The following is a 26,697-nucleotide window of genomic DNA, read 5'->3' as shown; positions in this document are numbered from 1 at the left end:
CGTTGCTGATGTCGAGGGTCAAACCGGTGAGCCATGGATGAGTTCCGGAAATCGGTACCGGCAAATGAACAGGGCCGGCGTGACGCCGGCCCTTTGAAACATTCGGGATCACCCGCGCCAGGCGGCGACAGCCTGCGGTTTCAGCACGCTCTCGCCAAGCACCGGATCGGCGCCTTCAGGGAGCGTCCAGTCTTCCATTCCGTAGTTGAAGGCGAAGACGAGATCGCCGCGGCGACGGATACGGATCGAATCTGGAACCCGGATTGTCGGAATATCAGCCTTCTTCGTTGCAAGCTCGAGCACCTCGGCCAGGAGACCAGCATCCGCCCAGCAGGCGAGATAGAGTACATTGCCCTTCTCGGTCAGAGCCGGATCGCCGTTTTCGAAGGTCGCCAGCACCGAGGTCGAGGTCTCCACATATTCGCGCCAACGGATCGCATGCCCCGAAACTGCACCGGAGACGCCATCCGAGAGACCCGGACGCATGGAGGAGACCTGGATGACACGATTGCCCGTGAGTGCGCCCAGCGGACCCGGCGGCAGGTTTTCAGGGATGCGGAAATTGCGGTCGCGCGAACCCGTGCGGGCGCCGATCACGACGACACCCCCAGCCTTCTCAAGCTCGGCCCGTGCCGCTTCGGTCACTTCCGTCATGCAGGGCACCACGACCAGCGGATAGCCCTCAAGCGAGGCACCAGGACGGACGAAATCGACGTTCAGACCAAGATGGCGAAGGGCCTCATACCAGCGGAAGCAGAGTTCCTCGTAGCGGAAATCCTTGCCCTGCGGCTGGATCATCGTCGACCAATAGCTCTGATAGTCGAAGACCAGCGCTACGGGTGCCTGGCTCGTTTCGGGAAGCGCGCCGAGGGCGGCCAGCTCCTCCGAGACCTGCACGGCTTCGCGGCCGCCCGGCGACCATTCGTCGAGCCCGGGCAGGTTCAGACCTGCATGCATCTGTTCCTGCGCAAACGGTGCCTGGCGCCAACGGAAATAGCTGACGACGTCAGCCCCATGCGCCAGCGCCTCCCATGTCCAGAGCCGCACCATGCCGGGCTTCGGCACGGGGTTCCACGGCGCCCAGTTCACCGGCCCCGGCTGCTGCTCCATCACCCAGAAGCGGCCCTTGCCGACGGCGCGGTAGAGATCGTGGTGATAGGGCGCGATATCGGGATGCGAGGTTTCGGCCCAGCGATTGCGCTCGTCTTCCGTGAAGGGGAACTTCTCGACGAAACCGATCGGATAGCTGTCCCAGGAGGCGAGATCGAGATTGTCGCCCACCTTGAAGTGGTCGAAATCGGAAACGAAACCCATGAAGTTATGCGTGATCCAGCGATCCGGCGAATGCTTGCGGATGATCTCGCACTGCATCTGGTCGTAAGCTGCGACCTGGTCTGAATGGAAGCGCCAGAAGTCGAGACGCGTCGCCGGGTTCGGTTCGGTCACCGTCAGGTTCGGCAGGGCCACGTCGTCGAAACTGGTCAGCTCCATCGACCAGAAGACCGAACCCCAGGCTTCGTTGAGCTGATCGGTCGACTGGTAGCGCAGGCGTAGCCAGCGCTTGAAGCTCTTCAGATCTTCAGGGCCCCACGAGAGGGTCGTGTCATGGCAGCCATATTCATTATCAGTCTGCCAGCCGACGATGCCGGGATGGGTCCCGTAGCGCTTGGCGACGATCTCGACGATCCGGGCGCTTTCCTTCCACCAGGTCTCCGACGAGAAGGTGTAATGGCGACGCGAACCGAAGCCGCGCGGACGACCCTGTTCGTCATAGGGAATGATATCGGGGCATTCGTCCACCAGCCACTTGGGCGGGGTCGCAGTGGGCGTACCGAGCACGACCTTGAGGCCCGCTTCGTGAAGCACGTCGATCGCCCGGTCGAGCCATTCGAAGGTGAAACTGCCGCGCGAGGGCTCAAGACGAGACCAGGCAAACTCACCGATACGCACGAACGAAATGCCGAGTTCGCGCATCCGGCGCGCGTCGGTTCGCCACCGGCTTTCGTCCCAGTGTTCCGGATAGTAGCAGACGCCCAGCATTATCGTGTCAGATCCCCATTGATGACGGCCTTGCCGTCCTTGTCGAACAGATGGCAGGCCTTGGCATTGATGCCGAGGCGCAGCGTCTGGCCGGGCTTCTCGCTGGCCAGGCCGTCGGCCTTCACTGAAAGCTCCGAGCCGTCGGCGAGTGTGACGAAGAACAGCGTCTCCGAACCCAGATATTCGGCGAGCTTAACGGTCGCTTCGATCACGACATCGCCCTTGCCGGTCGCGTCGATATGCTCGGGACGCAGGCCGAAGGTCAGCTCCCCGGCCGGAACGCTCGCACCATGCGTCGGGATCGAGATGTCGGCGCCAGGCAGACGCACCACGGCAGCACCATCGGCGGTCGAAGCCTGAACCTTGAGGAAATTCATCTTCGGCGAGCCGATGAAGCCGGCAACGAAGAGATTGTTCGGGCGATGGTAAAGCTCGAGCGGCGAACCAACCTGCTCGATCTGGCCTGCCGAGAGCACGACGATCTTGTCGGCCATGGTCATGGCCTCGACCTGGTCATGCGTGACGTAGATCATCGTCGCCTTGAGGTCCTGATGCAGCTTGGAAAGCTCCGTGCGCATCTGGACGCGGAGCGCTGCATCAAGGTTGGACAGCGGTTCGTCGAACAGGAAGACTTCCGGATTGCGCACGATCGCACGACCGATCGCCACGCGCTGGCGCTGACCGCCCGAAAGCTGGCCAGGCTTGCGCTGCAAAAGCGGCTCGAGCTGCAGCATCTTCGCGGCAACGGCGGTGCGTTCCGCGATTTCGGTCTTCGGATGTCCTGTCATCTTCAGGCCGAAACCAATGTTTTCCTCGACCGTCATGTGCGGGTAAAGCGCATAGGACTGGAAAACCATGGCAACACCGCGCTCGGACGGGCCGATGCTGGTCATGTCCTGGCCAGCGATCGACAGAGCACCTGCGGTAATGTCTTCCAGGCCGGCGATCATGCGCAGAAGCGTGGACTTGCCGCAGCCCGATGGGCCGACGAAGACGCAGAACTCACCGTCCTTGACGTCGAGATCCACACCCTTGATGACGCTGAGCGCGCCGAACTGTTTCTTGACGCCACGCAGGCTTACGTCAGCCATGGGTCTTGCCTCCCTTGATCGGTTCGAGTTCGAGGAGAAGAGCGCTTTCGGGCGTCAGCATCGGCAGCGGCAGGCCGGCAAGTCCGGCACTGGAAAGCGCGAAGGTGACGGCACCGGAAAGCAGCGCTTTCTGGCCATCGGAGATACGGATGAATTGCGGTTCTGCCGGCAGCACGGTCTTGATCCGCCACCGGCCACCGAACTGGGTGACCTCATCGGGCAGACGCAGAGGTGCTGGCTGTTCGCCCACCATCTGCGGTCCCTGGGCGACGATGACCACGATCTTCTCGGCCGAAGCCGCACCCCAGACATAGCGACCGTCGAGCGGCTCCATTCGGAAGCTGGCGCCCGGTGCATGGAAGAGATCGCGCAGCCGCTTGTAGGTCTCGATATAGACCTTGAGTTCGTCGCGCTCTTCATCGGTGAGTTCGAGCGGGTTGAGCTCCACCCCGAGATGATAGGCGATGGCCACGAGCGCCCGGAAGGCAAGCGTGTGGCGACGACCTGTCTGATGGTTCGGCGAGGCCGAGATGTGACTGCCGAGAATTTCCGGCGGCACGAAGACCGAAGCGCCGCGCTGGATTTCCAGCCGTTCCAGCGCATCCGTGCAATCGGACGTCCAGACGCGATGGGTGCGCTTCAAGGCGCCGTAATCGATGCGTCCGCCACCGGAAGCGCAGCTTTCGATTTCGACATTGGAATGAGCGGCACGAATGCGGTCCATCAGCGCATAGACGGCACGCGTCTGGGCGGCAGTCTTCGCCTTGCCGTCGCGACCGGCCGCATGCGTCAGATCTCGGTTCATGTCCCACTTGATGTAGGAGACGGCATGGTTGGACAGCACCGCGTCGATCTTGCCGAAGAGATAGTCGGAGACTTCGGGACGCGTCAGATCCAGCACCAGCTGGGTGCGCGATTCGAGGACCGGACGGCCCTCGATCGTCAGCGCCCAGTCGGGATGCGCCTTGTAGAGCTCCGAAACCGGGTTCACCATCTCAGGCTCGAACCAGATGCCGAACTGCATGCCGAGCCCGGTGACATGATCGACCAGCGGCTTCAGGCCATCGGGATATTTGCGCGCATCGATATCCCAGTCGCCGAGGCTCGTGGTGTCGTTGTCGCGCTTGCCGAACCAGCCGTCGTCGAGCACGAATCGCTCGATGCCAAGTTCGGCTGTCGCGGTCGCTTGCGCCTTCAGGCTGTCCATCCGGTGGTCGAAGTAGTTGCCTTCCCAGGTGTTCAGCGTCACCGGGCGCGGAGTCATCTTGCCGCCGGGCCATTGGGTCAGCTCGTCACGGACAAAGGCATGGAAGTCTTGGCTGTCGGCTCCGGCATAAGCGACCGGACTGCGATAGCTTTCGCCCGGCTTCAGAACGATTTCGCCAGGTTCGAAGAGTTCGCCGAGATGCACCAGCCGCTGACCGTCATCGGTGCGGTCGATGACCATCTGATGGTTGCCGCTGAAGCCAAGCGTCACGCCGAAGATTTGGGCCTCGCTTTCGATGAACAGCATCGGGAAGCGATCATGCGAGGTGCGTCCACGCCGGCTTTCCTGGATCCAGGTACCGTTGCCGAGAAGCTCGCGCCGCGTCTGGAACTCGCGCCCCCAGATGCCGGTGAAGCTCATCACCTGCACATCGCCGGCTGGCGCCAGGACGGTCGCCGCCATGCAGCGATCAAGCTGATAATCCGCGTCGCCGAGATTGCTTAACTCCGTCGCCATCGAGATCAGGCCTGACGCATGCGCGGTGAGCGTGATGGCAATGCCGAGCTTTGCGACGGAATCTATAGCTTTCAGCACCGTCTGATTGCCGTCGCGAAGGACCGTCCAGCCGCCGAACTGCGCCACGAAGTCACGGCCCCCGCGGTGACCTGCAATTGCCGGCCAGCCGAAGAAGCCCATGCCGCCCGTCGGCAGGAGCACATTCGAGGGCACGGCAATGTCCATGCCGTTGACCCGGCTGGAACGCTCGATCTCGAACAGCGGATCGGCTTCGACGGGTTCCGCGCCGAAGGACAGGATCTCCGGCATGCCAAGCGCCGGCAGGCGGAGGCTCAGCGCCAGCTGGCCTGAATCGATGATGACGATTTCACTCATCCCTTGGTCGCTCCGAGTGTGAGGCCGGCAATGAAGTGGCGCTGCATGAGGAAGAACATGGCGACCGGCGGCAGCGCTGCCACGATCGAACCGGCAGATACGAGATGCCAGGCGGCAACCCACTGGCCGTTCAGCGAATAGAGACCTGCTGTCACCGGCATGGCATGCTGGCCCTGCACGAGCACGGTTGCCCAGAAGTAGTCGTTCCAGACGAAGGTGAAGATCAGAACGGACAAGGCAGCGATCGCCGGACGCATCAGTGGCAGCACGATGTAGCGGAAAATCCGCCATTCGGAGACACCCTCGACCCGCGCCGATTCGATCAGCGCAAAGGGCAAGCCCTTGATGAAATTGCGCATGAACAGCGTGCAGAAGCCGGTCTGGAAGGCGACATGGAAGAGCACGAGACCCATGGTCGTGTCGTAGAGACCGGCCCTGAGCGTCATGTCGCGGACCGGAACCATCAGGATCTGGAACGGGATGAAGTTGCCGGCGACGAACATGAAGAACAGGACGAGATTGCCCTTGAACTTATAGACCGCCAGCGCAAAGCCGGTGAGGCAGGAGAGCGCCACCGCGCCGATCACCGTCGGGATCGTCACCTTGAACGAATTCAGGATGTAGTAGCCGATCGGCGAGTTGTTGAAGACGGCCGAATAGTTCTCGAAACCGGCAAAGCCGGAAGGAATGCCAAAGTAGTTGCCGGCAGCCAAGTCGCCGGCCGGACGAACCGAGGTGATCGCAACGCCGATCAAGGGCAACAGCCAGAGGACGAGCGCCACCGGCAGCAGGATCTTATAGGCCGTCTGCGCAAAGGGCGAGGCCTTCTGGATCGGAGTGGGGAACATCAGGCGTTCCTTTCCTGGGCGAGCATGCGGACGATGAAGAGCGAGATGAAGACCATCATGATAAGGAACAGCACGACCGCGATCGAAGCCCCGTAACCCATGCGGAAGCCGTATTCGGACAGAGCCTGCTCATACATGAAGTAGGACAGCACCTGGCTCGATCCGTAGGGACCGCCAGCGGTCATGATGGAGACGAGGTCGAAGGAGCGCAGCGAGCCGATGACGGTCACAACCATGGCAATGAAGGTGGCCGGTGCGAGTTGCGGCAGGATGACGTACCACAGCAGTTTCAGGCCCTTGGCGCCATCCATGCGGGCAGCTTCGACCTGCTCTGGATTGATGTTGTTGAGACCCGTCAGGTAGAGGATCATGCAGTAGGCCGTCTGCGGCCAGAGACCGGCGACGATGATACCATAGGTCACGAAGCGCTCGTCGGCGAGCACGGCGAATTGTTCGCCGGTGACCATTTCCAAGAGCTTGGAGAACAGACCGAAGTCGGGCGCGTAGAACCAGGTGAACATCAGGCCGACAACCACCTGGCTGATCACGAAGGGGAAGAAGAAGAGCGACTTGTAGAGCCGGATTCCGGTGACCGTCTGGTTGAGGAACAGGGCAACTGCAAGGCCCGCCGGGATCGCAAGAAGATAGAGAACCAGCCAGATGAGATTGTTTTCGAGCGAGACGTAGAAGGAATCGTCATCAAGCAATTCGACGTAATTGCCCACGCCGATCCATGTCATTGCGCCCAGGCCGTCCCAGTCGTGGAAGCTGATCCAGATCGACTGAAAGATCGGGACCAGAACATAGATCACGAACATCAGCATGCCGGGCGCGAGGAAAAGAAGCGGCGCGAGCGTCTGCTGATTGCGCTTCCAGAAACCGGAAGCCGGGGAAACGGTGTTGCTCATGGCGGCACCTCTGAGGAATGGGAACGGCAACCGGATGCCATGGGCCCAGGGAGACCCACAGCACCCGGCGCAGGGAGCTCTATGGCTTACTTGTAGACGCGGGCGCGAACCTTTTCGAGGCGCTCCAGTATGGCGTCCAGACGCTCAGGCTTGACCATGAATTCCTGGAAGCCTTCCATGCCGGCCTTTGCCATTTCGGCATCGGCGTCACGATCGTAGAACTGCGCCAGCGCATAGGCGTTGGACAGCATCTCGAAACCGGCCTGCAGGAACGGATCAGCCGGCTTTTCCGACTGGTTGTTGACCGGCAGCTGGCCAAGCGTGGCATTCATCTTCGACTGCGCAGCCGGCGAAGCAACGAAGGCGAGGAACTTCTTCGCATCTTCCTTGTTCTTCGCACCCGACGGGATGTGGAAGGTGTCGGTCGGCGCTTCCTCTGCCATCGGAATGCCGGCAGTGATTTCCGGGAACTGCATGAAGCCGATCTGCTCTTCCTTCAGTCCGCCGTCCTTCATCGTGGCAACGGCGAAGTTGCCCATCAGATACATGGCAGCCTTGCCCTGGACCATCTGCGGGATTGCATCCTGCCAGTCGATCGCGGCATGGTTTTCATTGAAGTAGCCGGCCTTGACCAGTTCGCCCCACTTTTCGAACACAGCCTTCACACGCGGGTCGGTGTAGGGAACCTTGCCCGAGGTCAGCTCCATGTGGAATTCGTAGCCATTGACGCGCAGGTTCAGATAGTCGAACCAGCCGCCCGTCGGCCAGAGTGCCTTGGTGCCGATGGTGATCGGGGTGATGCCGGCCGACTTCAGCTTTTCGCTGGCCGCCAGGAACTCGGCCCAGGTCTTCGGCGGCTCGATACCCTGCTCGGCGAAGATATCCTTACGGTAATAGATACCCCACTGGTAATAGGTATAGGGAACGCCCCACTTCTTGCCGTCGATGGTCATCGAAGGTGCAGCGGACTTCAGCTGGTCGTTGAGGCCATTGGCTTCCCATACGTCGGTCACGTCTTCGAAGAGACCCGCCTTGACGAAGGGCTCCATGCGGTTGCCGGCGAACCAGGAAACGACGTCAGGCGCGTCGGCGGTCAGGAAGTTGCGGATCGCGGACTTGTAGCCCTCGTGGTCGAAATTGTTCCACTTGACCGTGATGTCGGGATTGGCCGCCTGGAAATCCGCGATCAGATCCTCGATCGCCTTTTTCGGCGCCGGGTCGGAATGGTTCGAGTTGAGGGTGATTTCACCGGCAAACGCGGTGGACGACAGCAGGACTGCACCCAGAGCGATCGCGCTCAGGCTTTTGAAAAAGGTCATGTTTTCCTCCCTATGACCGTTATGCATGGCATTTCCGGAGCTCTAGCCCCGGATCCCACCGGAGCGGATTTCTCAGCTCTGCTTGATCATCCGATTCAAACCCGTAATAATCTACCGAGTTTTCACCGAACTTTTCCGGGATCCTAAGATTTGGAACATGTGAAGCCGCTTCTGGAGGACGAGTCCGTCCCGGTCCATCCGGATCATGACCCGCGACACCCGCTCGTCATCTTCGGCGATCACCGGTTTTGTGCTGGCGAAAATCTGACGGTCCAGCGGATGGCAGGCCCGCACATGCACAGCCAGATCGAGCTCAACTTCGTTCTATCGGGCCACATGACCTACTGGTTCGATGGCCGTGAATTGACGGTGGACGAGGGTCGCCTTTGCCTCTTCTGGGGCATGATCCCGCATCAAGTGATCGACAGACAGGAAGGCACACGCTTCGTCTGCCTCTACGTGCCGATGTCGGTCTTCCTCGGCCTCGCCAATCTGAGCCGTTTCCGCGATGCCGTCTTTCGCGGCGCGATGATCGAAGCGCTTGAGATCCGTTCCTGGGACCGTGATATCTTTCAGCGCTGGCGCGAGGAACTTCTGGCAGGCGACGAGAACCTGACCGAAATCGTGCGCAACGAATTGACGGCACGCGTTCTCAGGATCGAACGGGACGGCTGGCGGGATCTGCGCGAAGAAGGCTCGGCGATTGCCAGCTTCAGCGCCAATGACAGCGAGCGCGTCGAACACATCGAGCGCATGCTGCGCTTCATCGCCGAACATGCGCTCGAAAACATCTCCGCAGATGACGTGGGCAATGCGGTGGGCCTTCACCCGAACTACGCAATGTCGATCTTCAAGCGCGCCGTGGGCCACACGATCAACCAGGCGATCGTGCGCCACCGCCTCGACACCGCACAGTCCCTGCTGATCTCGACCGACCTCTCGATCACCGACGTCGCCTTCGAAAGCGGCTTCGGATCGGTCTCTCGCTTCTACGAGGCCTTCAGCCAGCGTTTTGTCGAAAAGCCGACCGCCTTCCGTCGTCGCATGCGCTCGAAAGGGGCGCCGCCGACCTAAGCAGCCATCCCGTTATCGAGCGGCAATCGCCGAAAGCTTCGGCATGGCGACGTCAGGGCACCAGTCCTTGAAACCGATGATGCGGCGGACGATCTTTTCTGCGTGGTTGCCAGCGATATCGCACAATCTGTGGTCCAGATAGGGATTGAGAAAACGCTCGAGCGTGGTCGCGACATAGGCCTCGGCCTCGTCGCCAAGACCATGCCGGCGAAAACCAGGGACAACCTCTTCCCGGTAGATCAACTCGAGTTCCGACCGGATCGCGGGATCGGCAAGAATATCTTTCACGCATTCCCCGCCGGGGCGACTGTCCTTCAGCCAGCGATCGGCCAACACAGTATGGCCAAGGTTGAGGATATGCAGCTTCAGCCGCTCATCAGGCGTCAGGTCGTCAACGAGCTTGATGCAGGGATGCTCGCAGGGCAGCGTCAGCCCTGCCTGGCGTTCGATCGCCCAGATCGCATAGGGCTCCGCGATCGCCCCCGCCGGCTCGATCGGTTCGGACACGATGCGATCGACCAGCGTGTTGCCCCAGATGACCCGCTCCGAAAGCCAGGACACGAAGGTCGCGTCGGGAACATGGCGGCTCGCAAGATCGACGATGAGGTCCCGCAGCACCTCGCCATTTCGCGAGATCAACTCGCAGGGCAATATCGTCAACGGCATCGCGCCGGCCTCGTAGCGTGCCTTGAGCAGCGCCAGAAGTTTCATCGGGAAGGACTGCGGAACCCCGTCGACACTGTCCCCCTCGACGAGGGCGTACCCCTTGTCTCCGGTATTGCTCAGCACAACTCTCGCCTCTTCGACGAAAACCCGCCTGACCTCGACCCAGTCGCTGGAGGTCGAGAGCGACCGCGTCACGGATCGTACCCTGAGCTCTCGCTCGACAGGCTGCCCCTCCACCAGCCCCCGGATGATCACCGGAAAGCCCTCCGGCGCCGACAGCGCACCGATGCGCCCGGCGCGTGCCGGATCACCCGATGTCTGCACAATGGTGATCGGCCCAAGCGCCTTATCGGCCTCCATGGCTTCGCTGACGAAGAGATCGGCATGCGCCTGGAGAAATCGGCTCGTGCCGAATTGCAGGATGGGCGTCGTCATGGCTCAGGCAGGCTCCTGGATGGATTGCAGCAATGTTTCGCGCGCCGATTTCAGGTGCTGCCGGCAGGCCTTCTGGATCGCCGCCGGATCGCGGGAAAAGAGCGCGCTGATATAGTCGAGATGCTCTTCCAGCGCTCGCTGGTTGCGCGCCCGCGCATTCGTCTTGTTCCACTGGTAGTGGTAGTGGAAGACGATCGCGATGATGTCGTAGAAATCGATGATGAAGCGGTTACTCGAGGCCTTCTGGACGAGCAGGTGGAACCGCTCGTCGAGCTCCGAAAACTCCGTATAGCGGGTGTCGATCTCGGCCAACAATGCATGGTGCTGTGCCTCGACGGTCTTCAACTCCGCCCAGGCCGGATGATCCGCCGCCAGATGGACGAAAGCAGCCGCAGAGCGCAGTTCGAACATCTCGCGGACTTCGGTGAGTTCGAGCGCAAACTCACGGGTAAAGCCCTTCAGCACCCAATGGCTGTTCGGCCGTTTCTCGATCAGCCCGAAGCGGCTGAAGCGGATAAGGAATTCCCGCACGCTGGTCGTTCCAATGCCGATCTCGCGGGCCAGTTCCAGCTCGTTGATCTGCATGCCCGGCTGTGCACCACCGGCAAGGATCCGGCGCATGAAGCTTCGCTCGATGATCTCCGACAACGAGTTCGTCTCCTCGTCGGGGAAATAGTCGTTCTCGACCGGCCGTCGCAACACCGTCTTCGACCGCTTGTCCCAGGCCACCAGCCCGACCTCACCGAGACGCGTCAGGACGGCCCGCACTGTGGTCCGGCTGACGCTTAACAGACCGCCGAGCTCCGGCTCCGAGGGCAACGTATCCGTTTCCTCGATCAGCTTCAGCGTGCGGTTGTAAGCATCCTTGAAGACGGTGTTCTGCTTGGCCATGGATCTGCCTGGTTGATGTTATCTGGCGCTTCGGTCTTTTGCCTCTTGGCGCAAGATGCGAACCCGCGCAATGAAAACCACCGATTGCGGCGGCCTTCCTCTCCTTCGACAAGGGTTTGTGTTCCTCCCGCTCCGAGCTGGAGCAAATTGTTCTTTATCGATATCATACCCATTGACGAGAAACTGTCTATTGCCGATAAAAGACAAAACACAGGATCCGGTATCGCCGGACGCATGGGAGAAACATCGGGTGTCGAAACCAGCCTGTATCCTGCTGTCGCGGGACGACAATGTTGCCGTGACCACTGTTGCAATCGACGCCGGGCATGTCCTGCCGGGCGGCGCGCCGGCAGCGGCGAAAATTGATCCCGGCCACAAGGTGGCGGTTCGAGCCATCCACAAAGGCGAGCCTGTCGTCAAATATGCCCAGGCGATCGGCCGGGCGACCACGGACATTGCAGCCGGCGACCACGTCCATTCCCACAATCTCGCCTTCGATGAAGATCGCCTCTCGGTCAGCGGCCTCGCCCAGCCCGAAACGGCGACGGCTGCCGACAAGGGCCGCACCTTCATGGGCTATCGCCGCGCCGACGGACGCGCTGCCACCCGCAACTATATCGGCATCATCGCCAGCGTGAACTGTTCCACCACCGTCTGTCGGGCGATCGCGGATGCCGCGAACCGCACTATCCTGCCGCATTACGAGGGCATCGACGGCTTCGTGCCGATCGTCCATGATCAGGGCTGCGGCATGAGCTCGACCGGCGACGGCATGCGCACGTTGCACAGAACGATAGCCGGCTACACAAGACACGTGAATTTTGGCGGCGTGCTGATGGTCGGTCTCGGCTGCGAGGTCAATCAGCTCACCCTGTACGGCCAGAGCGGCGCCGGCGCCTCCAAGCGTCACTTCAACATCCAGGATGCCGGCGGCTCGCGTCGCGCGGTCGAAAACGCCCTTTCGATTCTCAAGGAAATCGCAGCCGAAGTCGGCACGATGCGCCGCGAACCGATCTCCGTCAGCGAAATCATCGTCGGCCTGCAATGCGGCGGCTCGGATGGCCTTTCGGGCATTACCGCAAATCCGGCACTCGGCGTCGCTGTCGACATTCTGGCCGGCGCCGGCGGCACGGCGATCCTCTCCGAAACCTCGGAGATTTATGGCGCCGAACATCTGCTGCGCAGCCGCGCCGTGAACGAAGAGGTCGCAGTCAAGCTCGACGGGCTGATCTCCTGGTGGGAGGCTTATGTCGCCCAGCACGGCGCCTCCCTCGACAACAATCCCTCGCCCGGCAACAAGAAGGGCGGCCTCACCACCATTCTCGAAAAGTCGCTCGGTGCGGTCGCCAAGGGCGGACGCTCGCCGCTGACCGCCGTTTACAATTACGCGGAACGCGTCACCGAGCACGGCCTCGTTTTCATGGACACGCCCGGCTACGATCCTGTCTCGGCGACCGGCCAGGTGGCAGGCGGCGCCAATGTGATTGCCTTCACCACCGGCCGCGGCTCCTGCTTCGGCTCGCGTCCCGTGCCCTCCATCAAGCTGACGAGCAACACCGCGCTCTACAAGTCGATGGAAGAGGACATGGACATCGATTGCGGCGTCATTGCCACGGGTGATGCCAGCGTCTCCGGGCTTGGCCGCGACATCTTCGACCTGATCATCGAGACCGCCTCGGGCCAGAAGACCAAGAGCGAGCTCTTCGGCTACGGCGACAACGAATTCGTGCCGTGGCACCTCGGTGCCACGCTCTGACCTCGACAACTGGGATCCGGATATCAGCATGAAGACGAGACGCATCGGCAAGACCGCCCTCGAAGTGACCGAATACTCCTTCGGCACGGCCCCGCTTGGTGGCCTCTACCGCCCCTGCCCGCGTGATGTCGGCATCGGCACGCTGCAGGCGGCCTGGGATCACGGCATCCGCTATTTCGATACGGCGCCGCATTACGGCTTTGGCCAGGCCGAGCGTTATGTCGGCGACTTCCTGCGCGACAAGCCGGAAGACAGCTATGTGCTCTCGACCAAGGTTGGACGTCTGCTAGCACCAGTACCAAAGGACCAGATCCCGAATGTCGGCTTCGTCGATCCGCTCCCCTTCAAGCTGGTCTACGACTACAGCTATGACGGCATCATGCGTTCGGTCGATTTCAGCTATGCCCGCCTCGGCCTCAACCGCATCGACATTCTCTATGTCCACGATATCGGCGTTTACACACATGGCCGCGAGGCCAACGATCGCTATGTGAAGCAGCTCCGTGATGGCGGTTACAAGGCGCTCGACGAACTCAAATCCTCTGGCGCCATCAAGGCCTTCGGTCTCGGCGTCAACGAGGTACCCGCCTGCCTGGAGATGATGGCGGACATCGATATCGACGTCATCCTGATGGCCGGGCGCTATTCGCTGCTCGATCGCTCCGCCGTCGAGGAACTGCTGCCGCTCTGCGAAAAGCGTGGCACCTCGATCACCGCCGGCGGCGTGTTCAATTCGGGCATTCTGGCGACAGGAGCCGTTCCGGGCGCGCATTTCGACTACACCCCAGCAACCGACGAAGTGCTCGACAAGGTGCGCGCGATGGAAGACCTGGCGAAGCAGGCCGGTAAGCCGCTCGCCCAGTTTGCCATGCAGTTCCCGCTGCACCATCCGGCCGTTGCCTCTGTCATCATCGGCACGGCAAAGCCGGAAAGCCTTCATCGCAACATGGCGCTGACATCAGAGGAACTGCCGGCTTCCGCCTTTGCTCCCTTCGAGGAACATACGCTGGTCGCACCGCCACTCGGCGATGCGCCTGTCAGGGAATAGGAGCGCACTATGCTGAAGGGCATCCATCCTCTGCTGGGACCTGACCTGCTGCACGCCATTGCGACTATGGGTCATGGCGACGAGGTCGTCATCGCCGACGGCAACTTTCCGGCAAGCACAGTGGGTCCCCCAGTTATCAGGGCAGACGGCGTCGGTGCCGTCGAGATCCTCGAAGCGATCCTCGCCCATATGCCGCTCGATCAGTTCGTGGACGATTCGGCCTGGCGCATGCAGGTCGTCGGCGATCCGCATGCGGTTCCGGAAATCTGCGCCGAATTCCAGTCGGTGATCACGAGACTGGCCGGCGACGTCCAGCTGGAAAGCCTTGAGCGCTTCGCCTTCTATGAGCGCGCACAGACAGCAGCATACATCGTTGCGACGACGGAATTGCGGATCTACGGCAACGTCATCCTGAAGAAGGGTGTCGTGTATCCGGAAGAGGTTCATCGGGTCTGAGGAGACCCCGGAAGCCTTGGATTTCAAGGCAAAATCGAGTTTGGAGGAGCTCATTTTTGCCCGCTTGCATTCTCCAGAATGCTGGAGTAGCGTGCTCGATAAAATGTTTTTTATCGATAAAAGATCGATCTGGTTGCGTTCTGCGGATCGATCTCACCGGAGGAACAGGACGCGTTGAGAGGAGAACCCAAATGACCATTCTGAAGAGCATGACTCGCCGCGCCCTGATGGGTATTGCAGGCGCTGCAATGATGACCTCAATGATGCCGGCCGCTTCCTTTGCACAGGACGTGACCATTCCGATCATCGTCAAGGACACCACGTCCTTCTACTGGCAGATCGTGCTCGCCGGCGCCCGTCAGGCCGGCAAGGACCTCGGCGTCAACGTGCCTGAACTCGGCGCTCAGTCGGAATCCGACATCAACGGTCAGATTAGCATCCTGGAGAACGCAGTCGCTGGAAGCCCGGCCGCAGTCGTCATCTCGCCGACCGAGTTCAAGGCCCTCGGCAAGCCGATCGATGAAGCCGCCAAGGCGGTTCCGATCATCGGCATCGACTCTGGTGCGGATTCCCAGGCCTTCACATCGTTCTTGACCACCGACAACGTCCAGGGTGGCCGCATTGCAGCTGACGGCCTGGCAGCCGCCATCAAGGCCGCGACCGGCAAGGAAGAAGGCGAAGTCGCCATCATCACCAGTCTGCCGGGCGTCGGTTCGCTCGACCAGCGCCGTGAAGGCTTCCTCGACCAGATGAAGACCAAGTATCCGGGCATCACCGTGGTGGTTGACCGGTTTGCTGATGGTCAGGCCACGACCGGCCTCAACATGATGACCGACCTGATCACCGCCAACCCGAACATCGTTGGCGTCTTCGCCTCGAACCTGATCATGGCGCAGGGCGTCGGCCAGGCGATCGCCGAAAACAAGCTCGGCGACAAGATCAAGGTCATCGGCTTCGACTCGGATGAGAAGACCGTCGGCTTCCTCAAGGAAGGCGTGCTCGCCGGCCTCGTCGTCCAGGATCCCTATCGCATGGGCTATGACGGCGTGAAGACGGCACTCGCCGTCTCCAAGGGCGAGAAGGTCGAAACCTTCGTCGATACCGGTGCCAACCTCGTGACCCAGGCCAATATGGCCGACCCGAAGATCGACGCCCTTCTGAACCCGAAGGTCAACTGATCAAGACTTCGGCACGCGCGGCGCTCGTCGCGCGTGCCGAACCGGAAACAGCAGACGCGGGAGGCGTCGGCCGCTTCCACTGATTTACGGGAGGAATGATATGACTTCGCTGCACGATGTGAGCCACCGGCACGATGACGCGCCGGAACTGCTGGAGACCGATCGCATCCCGCCGGGAACGCCGATCCTCGAGCTCATCGGCCTGCAGAAGAAGTATGGTGCCGTCGAGGCCCTTAAGCCCGCGACCGTGAGTTTCCTCGCCGGAGAGATTCACGCCATCGTCGGCGAAAACGGTGCCGGCAAATCCACGCTCATCAAGCTTCTGACCGGTGTCATTCCACGCACTTCGGGCGAAATACGTTGGTGCGGCAAGCCGGTTGCGCTCGCGACCCCCAACGAGGCGATCCAGCGCGGCATCAATGCCGTGCACCAGGAAGTCGTTCTCTGCTCGCATCTCTCCGTCGCAGCCAACATGTTCCTCGGCGACGAGATGTCATCAGGTGGAATCATGCGCCAGCGCGCCATGACGCAGGCTGCGCAAAACGTCCTCGACGACCTCGGTTTCAATCTTCCCGCCGGCGAGATCCTCGGCAACCTGACGATCGGTCAACAGCAGCTGATCGCCACCGCCAAAGCAGCGATGCGCGGTATCCGTTTCATAATCTTCGACGAACCGACGGCCTACCTGACGCGTCAGGAATCTGCCCAGCTCTTCCGCCTCATCCGCCGCCTGCAATCGGAAGGCGTGACGATCGTCTATATCAGCCACCGCATGGAAGAGGTCTTCGAGCTCGCCGACCGCGTCTCGGTCCTGCGCGACGGCACCCATGTCGGCACCCGCCTGATCGGGGAGACCAACGACGCCGAACTTATCTCACTGATGATCAACCGTTCGATCGAGCAGATCTACCACAAGGAAAAGCTGCCGATCGGCGCCACCATACTTGAGGCGAAGGGCCTTTCCGGACCGGGTTTCTCGGATGTCTCGCTCTCGGTCCGCTCGGGCGAAATCGTCGGCCTCTATGGCCTGATCGGTGCCGGTCGGAGCGAATTTGCGCTCGGCCTCTACGGCCGTCACAAACTGATAGCAGGCGAAGTCTTCTGGGACGGCAAGAAGGTCGTCATCGACACCGAGCGCAAGGCCATGGACCTAGGCATTGCGCTCGCCCCCGAAAGCCGCCGCGATCAGGGCCTTTGCCTCAATCTGCCGATCGGCCTCAACATCAACCTGCCGGTCTTTGGCCGCCTGAGCCGTGGCCTCACCATCAGTCCGAAGCTGGAAGCCGGAAACGCCGACAAGCAGATCAACGACCTGAAGATCAAGACGCCGACCCGGGCAGTTCTAGCGTCTGCCATGTCCGGCGGCAACCAGCAGAAGATCGTCATCGGCAAGTGGCTGAGCCATGGCGCGCGCCTCTTCATCTTTGATGAGCCGACCGTCGGCGTCGACGTCGGCACCAAGGCGGAGATCTATCGCCTCTTCGCAGAACTCCTGAAGCAGGGTGCAGGCATCATCCTGATCTCGTCCTATCTGCCCGAGGTCTACGAACTGGCCGACCGACTGCATGTCTTCCGTCAGGGGAAACTGGTGGCGAGCCATGACTATCGAACCGCATCGCATGAAGACGTGCTGACCGAGGCGATCGGCGTCTGAGACGAGATCCCCGAAAACACCGATATGAAAAGACGACTGGGAGGACAAAGATGAGCACCGACACCACCGAGACCAAGGTCGCACCGAAGAGGGGCATGAGCATCCTCTTCAGCCTCACGCTGCTCGGCCTCCTGCTCTTCCTGTGGCTGCTCCTCGGCTTTGCCACCAACAGCTTCTGGACGCCGAACAACATCAGCAATCTGCTGCGACAGGGTTCGATGACAGCAATCCTCGCCGTCGGTCAGACCTTCGTCATCATCACCGCCGGCATCGACCTTTCGGTCGGCGCAGTCGTCGGTTTTGCCAGCGTCATCCTCGCCTGGCTGCTGGCCGCCGGCCTACCGGTCTGGCTGGCGATCATCCTCACCCTCCTGATGGGTGTGGCGATCGGAAGCTTCCACGCCTTCGGCATCGTACGCATGGGTCTTCCCGCCTTCATCATCACGCTCGCAACCCTCACCTCGCTGCGCGGTATCGGCCTATTGATCACCAACGGCTCGACGATCTCGATCTCCAACGAGGCCTTCACCAACTTCGCCCGTGCCGACTTCCTCGGGGTACCGAGCCTGTTCTGGATGGTCATAGTCGTCGCCGTGCCGGCCTATATCTTCCTCCACCTGAGCCGCTGGGGCCGCTATCTTTTCGCGGTCGGCTCCAACAGCGAGGCGGCACGCCTGTCTGGCGTCAACGTGAACCGCACGATCTACATGGCCTATATCCTGTCTTCAACCTGTGCGGCATTCGTCGGCATCCTGCTTGCCTCGCGCATCGGGATCGGCAACGCCACCCAGGCGGAAGGCTGGGAACTGCAGGCAATCGCCTCCTCGGTCATCGGCGGCACCAGCCTCTTCGGCGCCGTCGGCTCAGTCCAGGGCCCGCTGCTCGGCGCCTTCATTCTGGCGACGATCAACAACGGCGCCAACCTGATGAACGTGAACTCCTTCTGGCAGCGCATCATCACCGGCGCCCTGATAATCCTGATCGTCTATTTCGACCAGCTGCGCCGCCGCGGCAGCCGCTGAGAATTTCCCAAGGTGGGGGTGCCGCGAATGGCATCCCCTTTTTTTCGTCAAACCTTGCCGGGCAGCCAAGAGGAACAAGCATGAAGGCCGCATTATGTGTCGAACCGGGCCGTCTCGAAATCGTCGATCACGATCCGGCGCCACGTCCTAAAGCAGGCGAAGCCCGCATTGCCATCAGCCATGTCGGCATCTGCGGGACCGACTACCACATCTTTGAAGGCAAGCACCCGTTCCTCGAATACCCTCGCGTCATGGGCCACGAGATCTCGGCAACCGTCGTGGAGGCTGGAGAGGGGGTCGATCTGCCGACCGGCACGAGGGTCATCGTCAATCCCTACATCGCCTGCGGCACCTGCATCGCCTGCCGCAAGGACAAGCCCAATTGCTGCACCAACATTCGCGTGCTCGGTGTGCACACAGATGGCGCAATGTGCGAGGAGATCACGGTACCCTCGGGCAACCTTTATCCCGCTGACGACCTTTCCCCGGAAGCGGCGGCCACCGTCGAATTTCTGGCCATCGGCGCGCATGCCGTGCGTCGCTCCATGGCTCCCGCAGGCTCAAAAGCACTGGTTATCGGCGCCGGTCCCATCGGCCTCGGCACGGCGATCTTCGCACGTATCGCTGGCCACGAGGTAACCCTCCTCGATACCAGCCAGGAACGCCTGAGGATGGCAGCCGATCGCCTCGGCTTCACATCAGGGCTGATCGCCGATGACAGCCTCGAGTCTGCGGTCGCGGAATTGACCGGTGGAGACGGCTTCGATGTGGTCTTCGATGCCACCGGCTATCGCCCCTCGATGGAACGCGCCTTCCGCTTTGTCGCCCACGGCGGAAGCCTGGTGCTGGTCAGCGTGGTGAAGGAGGACATCACCTTCTCCGACCCCGAATTCCACAAGCGCGAGATGATGCTGATCGGCAGCCGCAACGCGACCCGCGTCGATTTCGATCATGTCCGCAAGTCGATTGCGGACGGGCTTGTGCCGATCGACCAGCTGATCACGCATCGCACGACGCTTAGCGACCTGGCGGAAGACCTGCCGCGCTGGGCGCGGGAGAAATCCGGCCTGATCAAGGCGCTGATCCAGATCGGCTGATAGTCGAGACAAAAAAAGGCCCGCAGCTTGTGTGCGGGCCTTTTGTGTTTCGTGTGCATGATATCAGGGCTTCTTAAGGAAGGCCGCGATCGCATCGACCTCGCCTTGCGAAACCTCGTGGCCGCCCTGATGCAGGAAGGTTTCGACAGACACCCCTTGCGCCTCGAAGTAGGAGACCAGACGCTCTGTGAGCGGCAGCGGGCAGATCGGGTCGCGCTGTCCTGCCGTGACCAGCGCCGAAAGGGAGCCAAGCCCCGGCTGTAACGGCGGATCGAAGGGGATCAGCGGATGCATCAGGATCACGCGATCAAAGAGATCAGGGGCCTCGAACAGGACCGAAGCCAAGATATTGGCGCCGTTCGAATAACCGAGCCCGTAGATCGGTCGATCCGGGTTCTTCTCCTTGTGAGCGCGGATGAAGGCCGCCATCTTCGCCGTTCTCGCTGCGAGATCGGCCATGTCATAGACCCCTTCACCGGTGCGCTTGAAGAAGCGGGCGGCCCCGTATTCCGACACGTCGCCGCGTGGCGAGACGATCCCGGCCTCGGGCAGGATCCGGTTCACGAGCCCGGGAAACTGATGCTCGTCGCCGCCGGTGCCGTGGAATGTGAAGACCAGCGGTGCGGCACCCTGCGGCGCCTGGTAGAGGTGGATGTAGCTATCGAGTACCATATTGGTTCCTCCGCAACAGGGGCGACGCCGTCAGGCATCGCCCCGCTATGCGTTCAGTCCTGGATCGGGGTCAGATGGGCTTCGATCTGCGAACGATACTGCTGATAGCGGGTCGGCAGCTTGAGCGCCTCACCGAGATGTGCGGTATCTTCGTCACGGTTGAAGCCAGGTTCGTTCGTGGCGATTTCGAACAGCACACCACCCGGTGTGCGGAAATAGATCGCCCAGAAGTAATCGCGGTCGATAACAGGCGTGACCTGATATCCCGTGTCGAGCAGCGCCTTGCGCACCTCGAGCTGGGCGGCGCGGTCTTCAACGGCAAAGGCAACATGGTGAACCGATCCGGCGCCCTGCTGGGCATGCGATGCACCCGGCAGAACTTCGAGATCGATATAGTCGGCCCCATTACCGCCGGGGACTGCGTAGCGCACGAAGTCACCTTGGCCGTCGACGGGCTGGTAGCCCATGAACTTCAGGAGTTCACCCGTCGCACCTTCGTCGCGCAGCCGCATGGTCACACCGCGGAAGCCATGAATGCCTTCCGAGACCGCAACCGGGCCGGCAAACGGCACGCGGCTGTCGCCATCGACTTCGGCAAGAGCAAAGCCATCGCCATCGGGACCGGCAAAGCGCAGACGATTTTCACCGAACAGCGAATAGGAACCGAGCTGCTTCACGCCTTCCTTCGACAGGCGCTCCTGCCAGAAGCCGAGCGTGCCCTTCGGCACGGAGAAGACGGTCTCCGACACTTCGCCGGCACCGCGACCACCTTTGCCCATATTGGCAAACGGAAAATAGGTCATGACCGATCCGGCATTGCCGACTTCGTCGCCGTAGTAGAGGTGATAGACATCCGGCGCGTCGAAGTTGACGGTCTTCTTGACCCGGCGAAGGCCAAGCGTCTTGGTGAAAAAGTCGTTGTTTTCCTGGGCATCCGCAGCCATGGAGGTAACGTGATGCAGGCCTTTGATCTGGGTAAGCATGGCTCTGATCCTTTCCCGGCACTCGCGCCGGCCTTGTTCTGTTGAACGGAATATGGGCCATGGCTTTTCTGATGTGAACAGTTGTAATGTTGCGGATATTATTTCACTGGGAGCAATAATCAGATGGGCGAGCTCGAAGCGATCAGAACGTTCCTGACGGTTGCCAGCCAGAGCAGCTTCAGCGCCGCAGCCCGCCTGCTCGGCATGACACCCGCCTCGGTCACGCGCACGATCTCTAGCTTGGAGGAACAGCTCGGCGTCCAGCTTTTGCTGCGCACCACGCGCAAGGTATCGCTGACCTCGGCGGGTGCCGCCTATGCCGCGCGTGTTGCACCGCTGGTCCAGGGCCTCGCCCGCGCCACGGAGGAAACCCGGGATCTGCAGAAAGTGACCGCCGGTTCGCTTCGCGTCTCGGCCCCGATGTCGCTCGGCATGAAAGTCCTGCCGACGGTCCTGTCACAGTTTGCAATCATTCATCCACGCACCAGCGTCGCGATCGAACTCTCGGACCGCTTCATCGACATCGTTGAGGAGAACTACGACCTCGCGATCCGCATTTCCGGTCCGCCGACCGACAAGTCGACGATCTGGCGCAAGATCCGCCCCGTGCCTCGGCTGCTGGTCGCCGCGCCCTCCTTCATCGCCCGCCATGGCATGCCTGTTATGCCCGAGGACCTGAGCGGGCTAGAATGCCTGAGCTATCACGATCAGCTGAAGACGGAGACCTGGGCACTCAGCCGGCCAGGGCAGACGAGAACGATTGAAGCCAAGGGCCGTTTCTCGATCAACAACGGAGACTTCCTCTGCCGGCTCGCTGTCGCAGGCGAGGGCATCGCCCTTCTGCCGCGTTTCATCGTTGAAGAGGATCTGCATGCCGGTCGACTGGTCCAGGTGCTCCCCGACTGGAGCACACCGGAAATCTGGCTGACGCTCTACTACCCGCCTTACGAACAGCTGCCGCTGAGGGTCGCGACCTTCTCGGACTTCTTCGAGGCCTTCATCAAGGAAAGCTGGGACGCTGGACGGACCAGCTGACCAAGGTCAGCGGTCGCGCCCGAGAAATTCGCCGATTTCCTGAGCGATGCGGTCCGTCGCGATCGGAACGTCGACCTTCTTCACCTTCTCGAAGAGCGGCTCGGGGATGGCAGCCTTGCGGGCCTCCGCCAGTCCCTCGAAGAAGCGCGGCGAAAACTCCGGATGCGGCTGATAGGAGAGACCCCAATCGCCGTAGCGGATGACGGCGTTCTCGCAGGTGTCGGTCTTGCCGACGACTTCGGCTCCCTCGGGTACCTTGATGACCTGGTCCTGATGCCAGGCAAGCAGCACCTGCTCTTCGCCCGTATCGGAGCGCTTGTAGGTCACCGGACCGGCAGACCAGCCCCCCTTGAACTTCTCGACATGCCCACCGAGTGCCTTGGCCATCACCTGATGTCCAAAACAGATCCCGACCATGGGCACCTTGGCCGCATGCACCTGGCGAATGAAGTCCTCAAGCTTGCGGATCCATTCATGATCCTCGTAGACGCCGAACTTGGAGCCGGTCAGCAGCCATCCGTCGACCTCGGTCGGACTTTGCGGGAACTCGCCGTCAACGACGAAGTAGCGCTTGAACGAGAAGTCGAAATCGCCCAGCAGCGCGGCGAACATATCGGCGTAATTGCCATACTCGCTCGCGAGTTCGGCGGGTGAGTGACCCGTAACGAGAATGCCGATTGTCTTGGCGGTCATGTGGGCTTCCTGAAACATGCGAAAAGAACGGCCTTTGGGCCTTGCACTCCGTCCATCTATACCAAATGCTAGTTTGATCAAATTTCAAGAGGGTGCACGGCTATTCGGCGCGCCCTGACCACGATAGCAGCGAAAAGGCGGGATCTCGATCTGAACCATGGCATTTGAAGAAGGCAAGGCAGAGAAATCGTTGAAGCAGCGGGTCTACCGGACCTTGCGCAGCCGTGTGATGTCAGGCGCGGTCGCTCCAGGCCTGCCGATCACCATCAACGGTGTGGCCGAAGATCTGGCCGTCAGTGCCATGCCGGTGCGCGAAGCGCTGCATCGTCTCGTGGCCGACGGAGCCCTGGAATATCTCGACAATCGCCGCGTGCGCGTGCCGGAAATGACGCTTTCCAAATTCGAGGAGATCATTGCCGCCCGCATCGCGCTCGAGACACTGGCAGCGACCAGGGCCTTGCCGCATATCGACGCCGAACGGCTCGAACGTCTGCAGGTGATCGATACCGCGATCGACGACGCCTATGCGGCGAACGATCTGCTGCGCTCGACGGAACTCAACTTTCTTTTCCATCGTACGCTCTACGAGCCCGGAGCGAGTGGTGTCATTCTCGATCTGACGGAATCCGTCTGGTTACGTCTCGGCCCGTTCATGCGCCTGGCCACGGCCAAGCTGGAAGAAAACTACCGAATTGACCGGCATGCCGAGGCACTGGACGCGATCCGCGCAAGGGATCCTGATGCGCTTTCGGCCGCAATCGAAGCAGACATACAGGATGGGGTCGGCCACCTCGGGCGGCACTTCCTAAAGGAAGCAACTGTCGCCGCCCGATGACCTGTCGCGCTTGATGCACCGGGACGAGCGTCAGCCCAGATTGCGGAATGCCAAACGCATCTGCTTTTCGATTTCCACCAGAGCGAAGAACACGGCCCCGATCCCGACGATCAGCAACCCGTCCTGCAGGGGAACGCTCTGCGTCCCGAACAGGGATTGCATGAAGGGCAGATAAGTGACGGCGAACTGGGCAACCGATACGGAGATCACGCAGATCCAGACGACCTTCGTCCCGCGCACGGCCTGCCAGGTGAGCGATGTTCCGTAGATATTGCGGATGAAGAAGACGTGGAAGATTTCCATGACGACCAGGGTGTTCATCGCCATCGTGCGTGCGAGCTCAATCGGATAACCCCTGTCCAGGGCGTAGAAGAAAATTCCGAAAACCGCAGCGGCAAAGAGCACGGAAACGAGCAGAACATGCCAGATGAGGTCGCCGGTCAAAAGCGGCTCGTCCCGCCGGCGCGGTGGTCGCCGCATGGTACCCTCTTCCGATGGCTCGAAGGCAAGCGCCAATCCGAGCGTAGTCGCCGTGACCAGATTGATCCAAAGGATCTGGACGGCCGTGACCGGGAGCGCCAGGCCGGCAAAGAGCGCGACGATGATAGTTCCCGCTTCGCCAGCATTCGTCGGCAGGGTCCAACTGATCACTTTCTTGATGTTGTCGTAGACGGTGCGCCCCTCACGAACGGCGGCGGCAATAGAGGCGAAGTTGTCGTCCGCCAGAACCAGCTCGGCGGCTTCCTTCGCCGCTTCGCTGCCCTTCACGCCCATCGCGATCCCTGCATCGGCCCGCTTGAGGGCCGGCGCATCGTTGACACCGTCACCGGTCATCGCGACCGTCAAGCCCAGGGACTGGAGCGCGGTGACCAGCCGCAACTTGTGAGCCGGCGAAGTTCGAGCAAAGATATCGGTCTCGGCGGCGGCAAGCGATAGCGTGACATCGTCCATGCGGTCGAGATCCGCTCCGGTCAGCACCCGATCGGTGTTCTTCAACCCGATCATTCCGGCGATCGCCCGGGCAGTCGCAGCATGGTCGCCAGTGATCATCTTCACCCGGATGCCCGCCTGATGGCAGTCGGCCACAGCGACAATCGCTTCCGGGCGCGGCGGATCGATCAGGCCCACCAGGCCGATCAGCGTCAGCGTGCCGGGAAGCTCGGCCTGGACAAGATGCGCCCCGCCGCTTGGTGGAGCGCCGACGGCAACAGCGAGCACGCGCTGCCCTTCAGCGGCAAGAACCTCGACCATCTGTTCCCAGTATGGCGCGTCGAGCGCTGCCGACGAGCCATCCGGCATGCGCTGGGTGGCGCAAAGCTCGAAAACGGCCTCTGGCGCACCCTTTACATGGACATGCCTGTTGTTCTCGTCATCGACGTGAAGAACGGCCATGTAGCGATGCGCGGCATCGAAGGGGATGGCATCGATCCGTCGCCAACCTGCGGTGAAGGGATCACTGCCGCCACCGGTGATCTTGCCCGCAAGCGCCATCAAGGCCCCTTCCATGGGGTCGCCTTCCACGCGCCAGGCGCCATCAGCCGAATGCAGCACGGCGTCATTGCAGAGCCCGGCGGCACGCGCGAATTCGGAGAGAACGGCGTGGTCTTGCGGATCGACATCGGCGTCGTTCCAGCGGACGGAACCTTCCGGTGCGTAGCCTTCTCCATCAACTGCATAGACATGGCGCGCAGCCACGAGGCTTGCCACGACCATTTCATTGCGCGTCAGCGTACCAGTCTTGTCCGTGCAGATCACGGACACCGAACCCAGTGTCTCGATCGCCGGCAGCCGTCGGACGATCGCATGGCGACCAGCCATCGCCTGGACACCGACGGCAAGTGTGATCGTCATGACCGCCGGGAGACCTTCGGGGATCGCTGCGACGGCAAGACCGACAATGGTCATGAACAGTTCATCGAAAGGAAGATGCCTGACAACCAGCCCGTAGGCGAGCAGCATGCCCGATATGATGAGGATGAAGAGGGTAAGCCAGCGCGCAAAGACATCCATCTGCCGAACGAGCGGCGTCGAGAGAGACTCGACGGCCTCCAGCATCCCGCTGATCTTGCCGATCTCCGTTGCCATGCCAGTCGCGACCACGACACCCTTGCCCGTCCCCGTGGCAACCAGCGTTCCGCTGAACAGCATCGAACTGCGATCACCCAGAACGGAATCGGCCGAGACGGCTTCGCCGGTCTTGTCGACAGGCACCGATTCACCCGTCAGGGCCGCCTCCTCGGCCTTCAGGCTTCGCGCTTCCAGCAGTCGCAGATCCGCGGGAACGCGATCGCCGGCCTCGACCAGCACGATGTCTCCCGGCACGAGATCGGCGGCATCGACCGAAGTCCGGCGGCCGTCACGAAGCACCGCGGCATGCGGCGCCAGCATGACCCTGATCGCATTCATCGCATCTTCGGCACGACCTTCCTGCAGATAACCGACGACGGCATTGCCGAAGACGACCGCGAGGATGACGCCCGTATCGATCCAGTGCTGCATGAAACCTGTGACCGCTGCGGAAGCCAGCAGGACATAAATCAGGACATTGTGGAACTGCGACAGAAAGCGGACGACGGGGCTGCGCTTTGGCGCTGCAGGCAGACGATTGGCACCATGGACCTCCAGCCTTCGCTTGGCCTCCTCTGCCCCGAGCCCCGCGACATCCGTATCCATCGCCTGGAGCACCACCTGCGGCGGCAGGGCATGCGGCATAAAATCTGCGGTTCTGTCGTTCATCCCAGTCCTCTGCGCATTTCGATTCTCGAACAGGCCCGCTGAAGAATGGCCTCGGCAGCCCTTGCGGGTACTGCATCTGCTGACGTGCGGGAGAATGTCGTCATGATAGGCCTCTCGCCTTGATCTATGACAATTCTGGACGATGCCGGCCTCGGCTTCGCG

Annotated in this window: 22 protein-coding genes; 10 read left to right on the top strand and 12 right to left on the bottom strand. The window is 61.5% G+C overall.

Going from position 1 to position 26,697, the window contains the following annotated elements; genetic code table 11:
* Positions 1-108: 108 nt before the first annotated feature.
* The 6 genes from IP85_RS14120 to IP85_RS14095 form a co-directional block, all read right to left on the bottom strand.
* Positions 109-2,040: a beta-galactosidase gene (locus IP85_RS14120; protein ID WP_054150320.1), complete on the bottom strand. Its 1,932-nt coding sequence runs from the start codon at positions 2,038-2,040 to the stop codon at positions 109-111.
* Positions 2,040-3,131 (bottom strand): sn-glycerol-3-phosphate ABC transporter ATP-binding protein UgpC, encoded by a 1,092-nt coding sequence (gene ugpC / locus IP85_RS14115; RefSeq protein ID WP_054150319.1) that lies wholly within the window; start codon positions 3,129-3,131, stop codon positions 2,040-2,042. The genes IP85_RS14120 and ugpC overlap by 1 nt, the downstream gene beginning before the upstream one ends.
* Positions 3,124-5,229: an alpha-galactosidase gene (locus tag IP85_RS14110; protein WP_054150318.1), complete on the bottom strand. Its 2,106-nt coding sequence runs from the start codon at positions 5,227-5,229 to the stop codon at positions 3,124-3,126. The genes ugpC and IP85_RS14110 overlap by 8 nt, the downstream gene beginning before the upstream one ends.
* On the bottom strand, positions 5,226-6,077 hold the full coding sequence (locus IP85_RS14105; protein ID WP_054150317.1) for a carbohydrate ABC transporter permease: 852 nt from the start codon (positions 6,075-6,077) through the stop codon (positions 5,226-5,228). Before IP85_RS14105 ends, IP85_RS14110 begins: the two co-directional genes overlap by 4 nt.
* Positions 6,077-6,985 carry a sugar ABC transporter permease gene (locus IP85_RS14100; RefSeq protein WP_054150316.1) on the bottom strand — a complete coding sequence of 303 codons (909 nt, stop codon included), beginning with the start codon at positions 6,983-6,985 and terminating at the stop codon, positions 6,077-6,079. Before IP85_RS14100 ends, IP85_RS14105 begins: the two co-directional genes overlap by 1 nt.
* Before the next feature lie 86 nt (positions 6,986-7,071).
* Positions 7,072-8,304 (bottom strand): extracellular solute-binding protein, encoded by a 1,233-nt coding sequence (locus IP85_RS14095; protein WP_054150315.1) that lies wholly within the window; start codon positions 8,302-8,304, stop codon positions 7,072-7,074.
* 150 nt (positions 8,305-8,454) lie between these two features.
* Here IP85_RS14095 and IP85_RS14090 point away from each other — a divergent pair, with 150 nt between their 5' ends.
* Positions 8,455-9,378, top strand: a complete 924-nt coding sequence (locus IP85_RS14090; RefSeq protein WP_054150314.1) for a helix-turn-helix domain-containing protein — start codon at positions 8,455-8,457, stop codon at positions 9,376-9,378.
* Positions 9,379-9,390: 12 nt separating this feature from the next.
* Here IP85_RS14090 and IP85_RS14085 read toward each other — a convergent pair whose 3' ends face one another.
* Together IP85_RS14085 and IP85_RS14080 are read right to left on the bottom strand one after the other, a co-directional pair.
* Complete coding sequence (locus IP85_RS14085) at positions 9,391-10,479, bottom strand: D-mannonate oxidoreductase (protein WP_054150313.1); 1,089 nt, start codon at positions 10,477-10,479, stop codon at positions 9,391-9,393.
* A gap of 3 nt (positions 10,480-10,482) precedes the next feature.
* Positions 10,483-11,370 carry a GntR family transcriptional regulator gene (locus IP85_RS14080; RefSeq protein WP_054150312.1) on the bottom strand — a complete coding sequence of 296 codons (888 nt, stop codon included), beginning with the start codon at positions 11,368-11,370 and terminating at the stop codon, positions 10,483-10,485.
* A 250-nt stretch (positions 11,371-11,620) separates the two neighbouring features.
* Between IP85_RS14080 and IP85_RS14075 the strand changes: the two genes are divergently transcribed.
* The 7 genes from IP85_RS14075 to IP85_RS14045 all read left to right on the top strand — a co-directional run bounded on the left by IP85_RS14075 (position 11,621) and on the right by IP85_RS14045 (position 19,581).
* Positions 11,621-13,126 carry an altronate dehydratase family protein gene (locus IP85_RS14075; protein ID WP_054150311.1) on the top strand — a complete coding sequence of 502 codons (1,506 nt, stop codon included), beginning with the start codon at positions 11,621-11,623 and terminating at the stop codon, positions 13,124-13,126.
* A 28-nt stretch (positions 13,127-13,154) separates the two neighbouring features.
* Entirely contained in the window at positions 13,155-14,174 is a 1,020-nt protein-coding gene (locus tag IP85_RS14070; RefSeq protein ID WP_054150310.1) for an aldo/keto reductase, read from the top strand.
* A gap of 9 nt (positions 14,175-14,183) precedes the next feature.
* Positions 14,184-14,630 carry an RbsD/FucU domain-containing protein gene (locus IP85_RS14065; protein WP_054150309.1) on the top strand — a complete coding sequence of 149 codons (447 nt, stop codon included), beginning with the start codon at positions 14,184-14,186 and terminating at the stop codon, positions 14,628-14,630.
* A gap of 191 nt (positions 14,631-14,821) precedes the next feature.
* Positions 14,822-15,808 (top strand): ABC transporter substrate-binding protein, encoded by a 987-nt coding sequence (locus tag IP85_RS14060; protein WP_054150308.1) that lies wholly within the window; start codon positions 14,822-14,824, stop codon positions 15,806-15,808.
* Between the two features lie 100 nt (positions 15,809-15,908).
* The gene (locus tag IP85_RS14055; RefSeq protein WP_054150307.1) at positions 15,909-17,462 is read left to right on the top strand and encodes a sugar ABC transporter ATP-binding protein; all 1,554 of its coding nucleotides are present in this window, start codon (positions 15,909-15,911) and stop codon (positions 17,460-17,462) included.
* A 50-nt stretch (positions 17,463-17,512) separates the two neighbouring features.
* Complete coding sequence (locus IP85_RS14050) at positions 17,513-18,484, top strand: ABC transporter permease (RefSeq protein WP_054150306.1); 972 nt, start codon at positions 17,513-17,515, stop codon at positions 18,482-18,484.
* An 80-nt stretch (positions 18,485-18,564) separates the two neighbouring features.
* The gene (locus IP85_RS14045; protein WP_054150305.1) at positions 18,565-19,581 is read left to right on the top strand and encodes a zinc-binding alcohol dehydrogenase family protein; all 1,017 of its coding nucleotides are present in this window, start codon (positions 18,565-18,567) and stop codon (positions 19,579-19,581) included.
* Positions 19,582-19,644: 63 nt separating this feature from the next.
* Here IP85_RS14045 and IP85_RS14040 read toward each other — a convergent pair whose 3' ends face one another.
* Both IP85_RS14040 and IP85_RS14035 read right to left on the bottom strand, forming a co-directional pair.
* Entirely contained in the window at positions 19,645-20,253 is a 609-nt protein-coding gene (locus tag IP85_RS14040; RefSeq protein WP_054150304.1) for an alpha/beta hydrolase, read from the bottom strand.
* Positions 20,254-20,306: 53 nt separating this feature from the next.
* Positions 20,307-21,236, bottom strand: a complete 930-nt coding sequence (locus tag IP85_RS14035; protein ID WP_054150303.1) for a ring-cleaving dioxygenase — start codon at positions 21,234-21,236, stop codon at positions 20,307-20,309.
* A gap of 123 nt (positions 21,237-21,359) precedes the next feature.
* Between IP85_RS14035 and IP85_RS14030 the strand changes: the two genes are divergently transcribed.
* Positions 21,360-22,271: a LysR family transcriptional regulator gene (locus tag IP85_RS14030; protein WP_054150302.1), complete on the top strand. Its 912-nt coding sequence runs from the start codon at positions 21,360-21,362 to the stop codon at positions 22,269-22,271.
* A 6-nt stretch (positions 22,272-22,277) separates the two neighbouring features.
* Here IP85_RS14030 and IP85_RS14025 read toward each other — a convergent pair whose 3' ends face one another.
* On the bottom strand, positions 22,278-22,964 hold the full coding sequence (locus IP85_RS14025) for a type 1 glutamine amidotransferase (RefSeq protein WP_054150301.1): 687 nt from the start codon (positions 22,962-22,964) through the stop codon (positions 22,278-22,280).
* A 157-nt stretch (positions 22,965-23,121) separates the two neighbouring features.
* Between IP85_RS14025 and IP85_RS14020 the strand changes: the two genes are divergently transcribed.
* Positions 23,122-23,799 (top strand): GntR family transcriptional regulator, encoded by a 678-nt coding sequence (locus IP85_RS14020; protein WP_054150300.1) that lies wholly within the window; start codon positions 23,122-23,124, stop codon positions 23,797-23,799.
* A gap of 30 nt (positions 23,800-23,829) precedes the next feature.
* On the opposite strand, the gene IP85_RS14015 is transcribed toward IP85_RS14020, so the two are convergent.
* On the bottom strand, positions 23,830-26,535 hold the full coding sequence (locus IP85_RS14015; RefSeq protein ID WP_054150299.1) for a cation-transporting P-type ATPase: 2,706 nt from the start codon (positions 26,533-26,535) through the stop codon (positions 23,830-23,832).
* Between the last annotated feature and the right edge of the window lie 162 nt (positions 26,536-26,697).

The organism is Rhizobium sp. AAP116 (genome assembly GCF_001295785.1).
Taxonomy (GTDB): domain Bacteria; phylum Pseudomonadota; class Alphaproteobacteria; order Rhizobiales; family Rhizobiaceae; genus Allorhizobium.
Note: the sequence above shows the minus strand (reverse complement) of the source record. Positions and strands in the feature narration are given on the sequence as shown.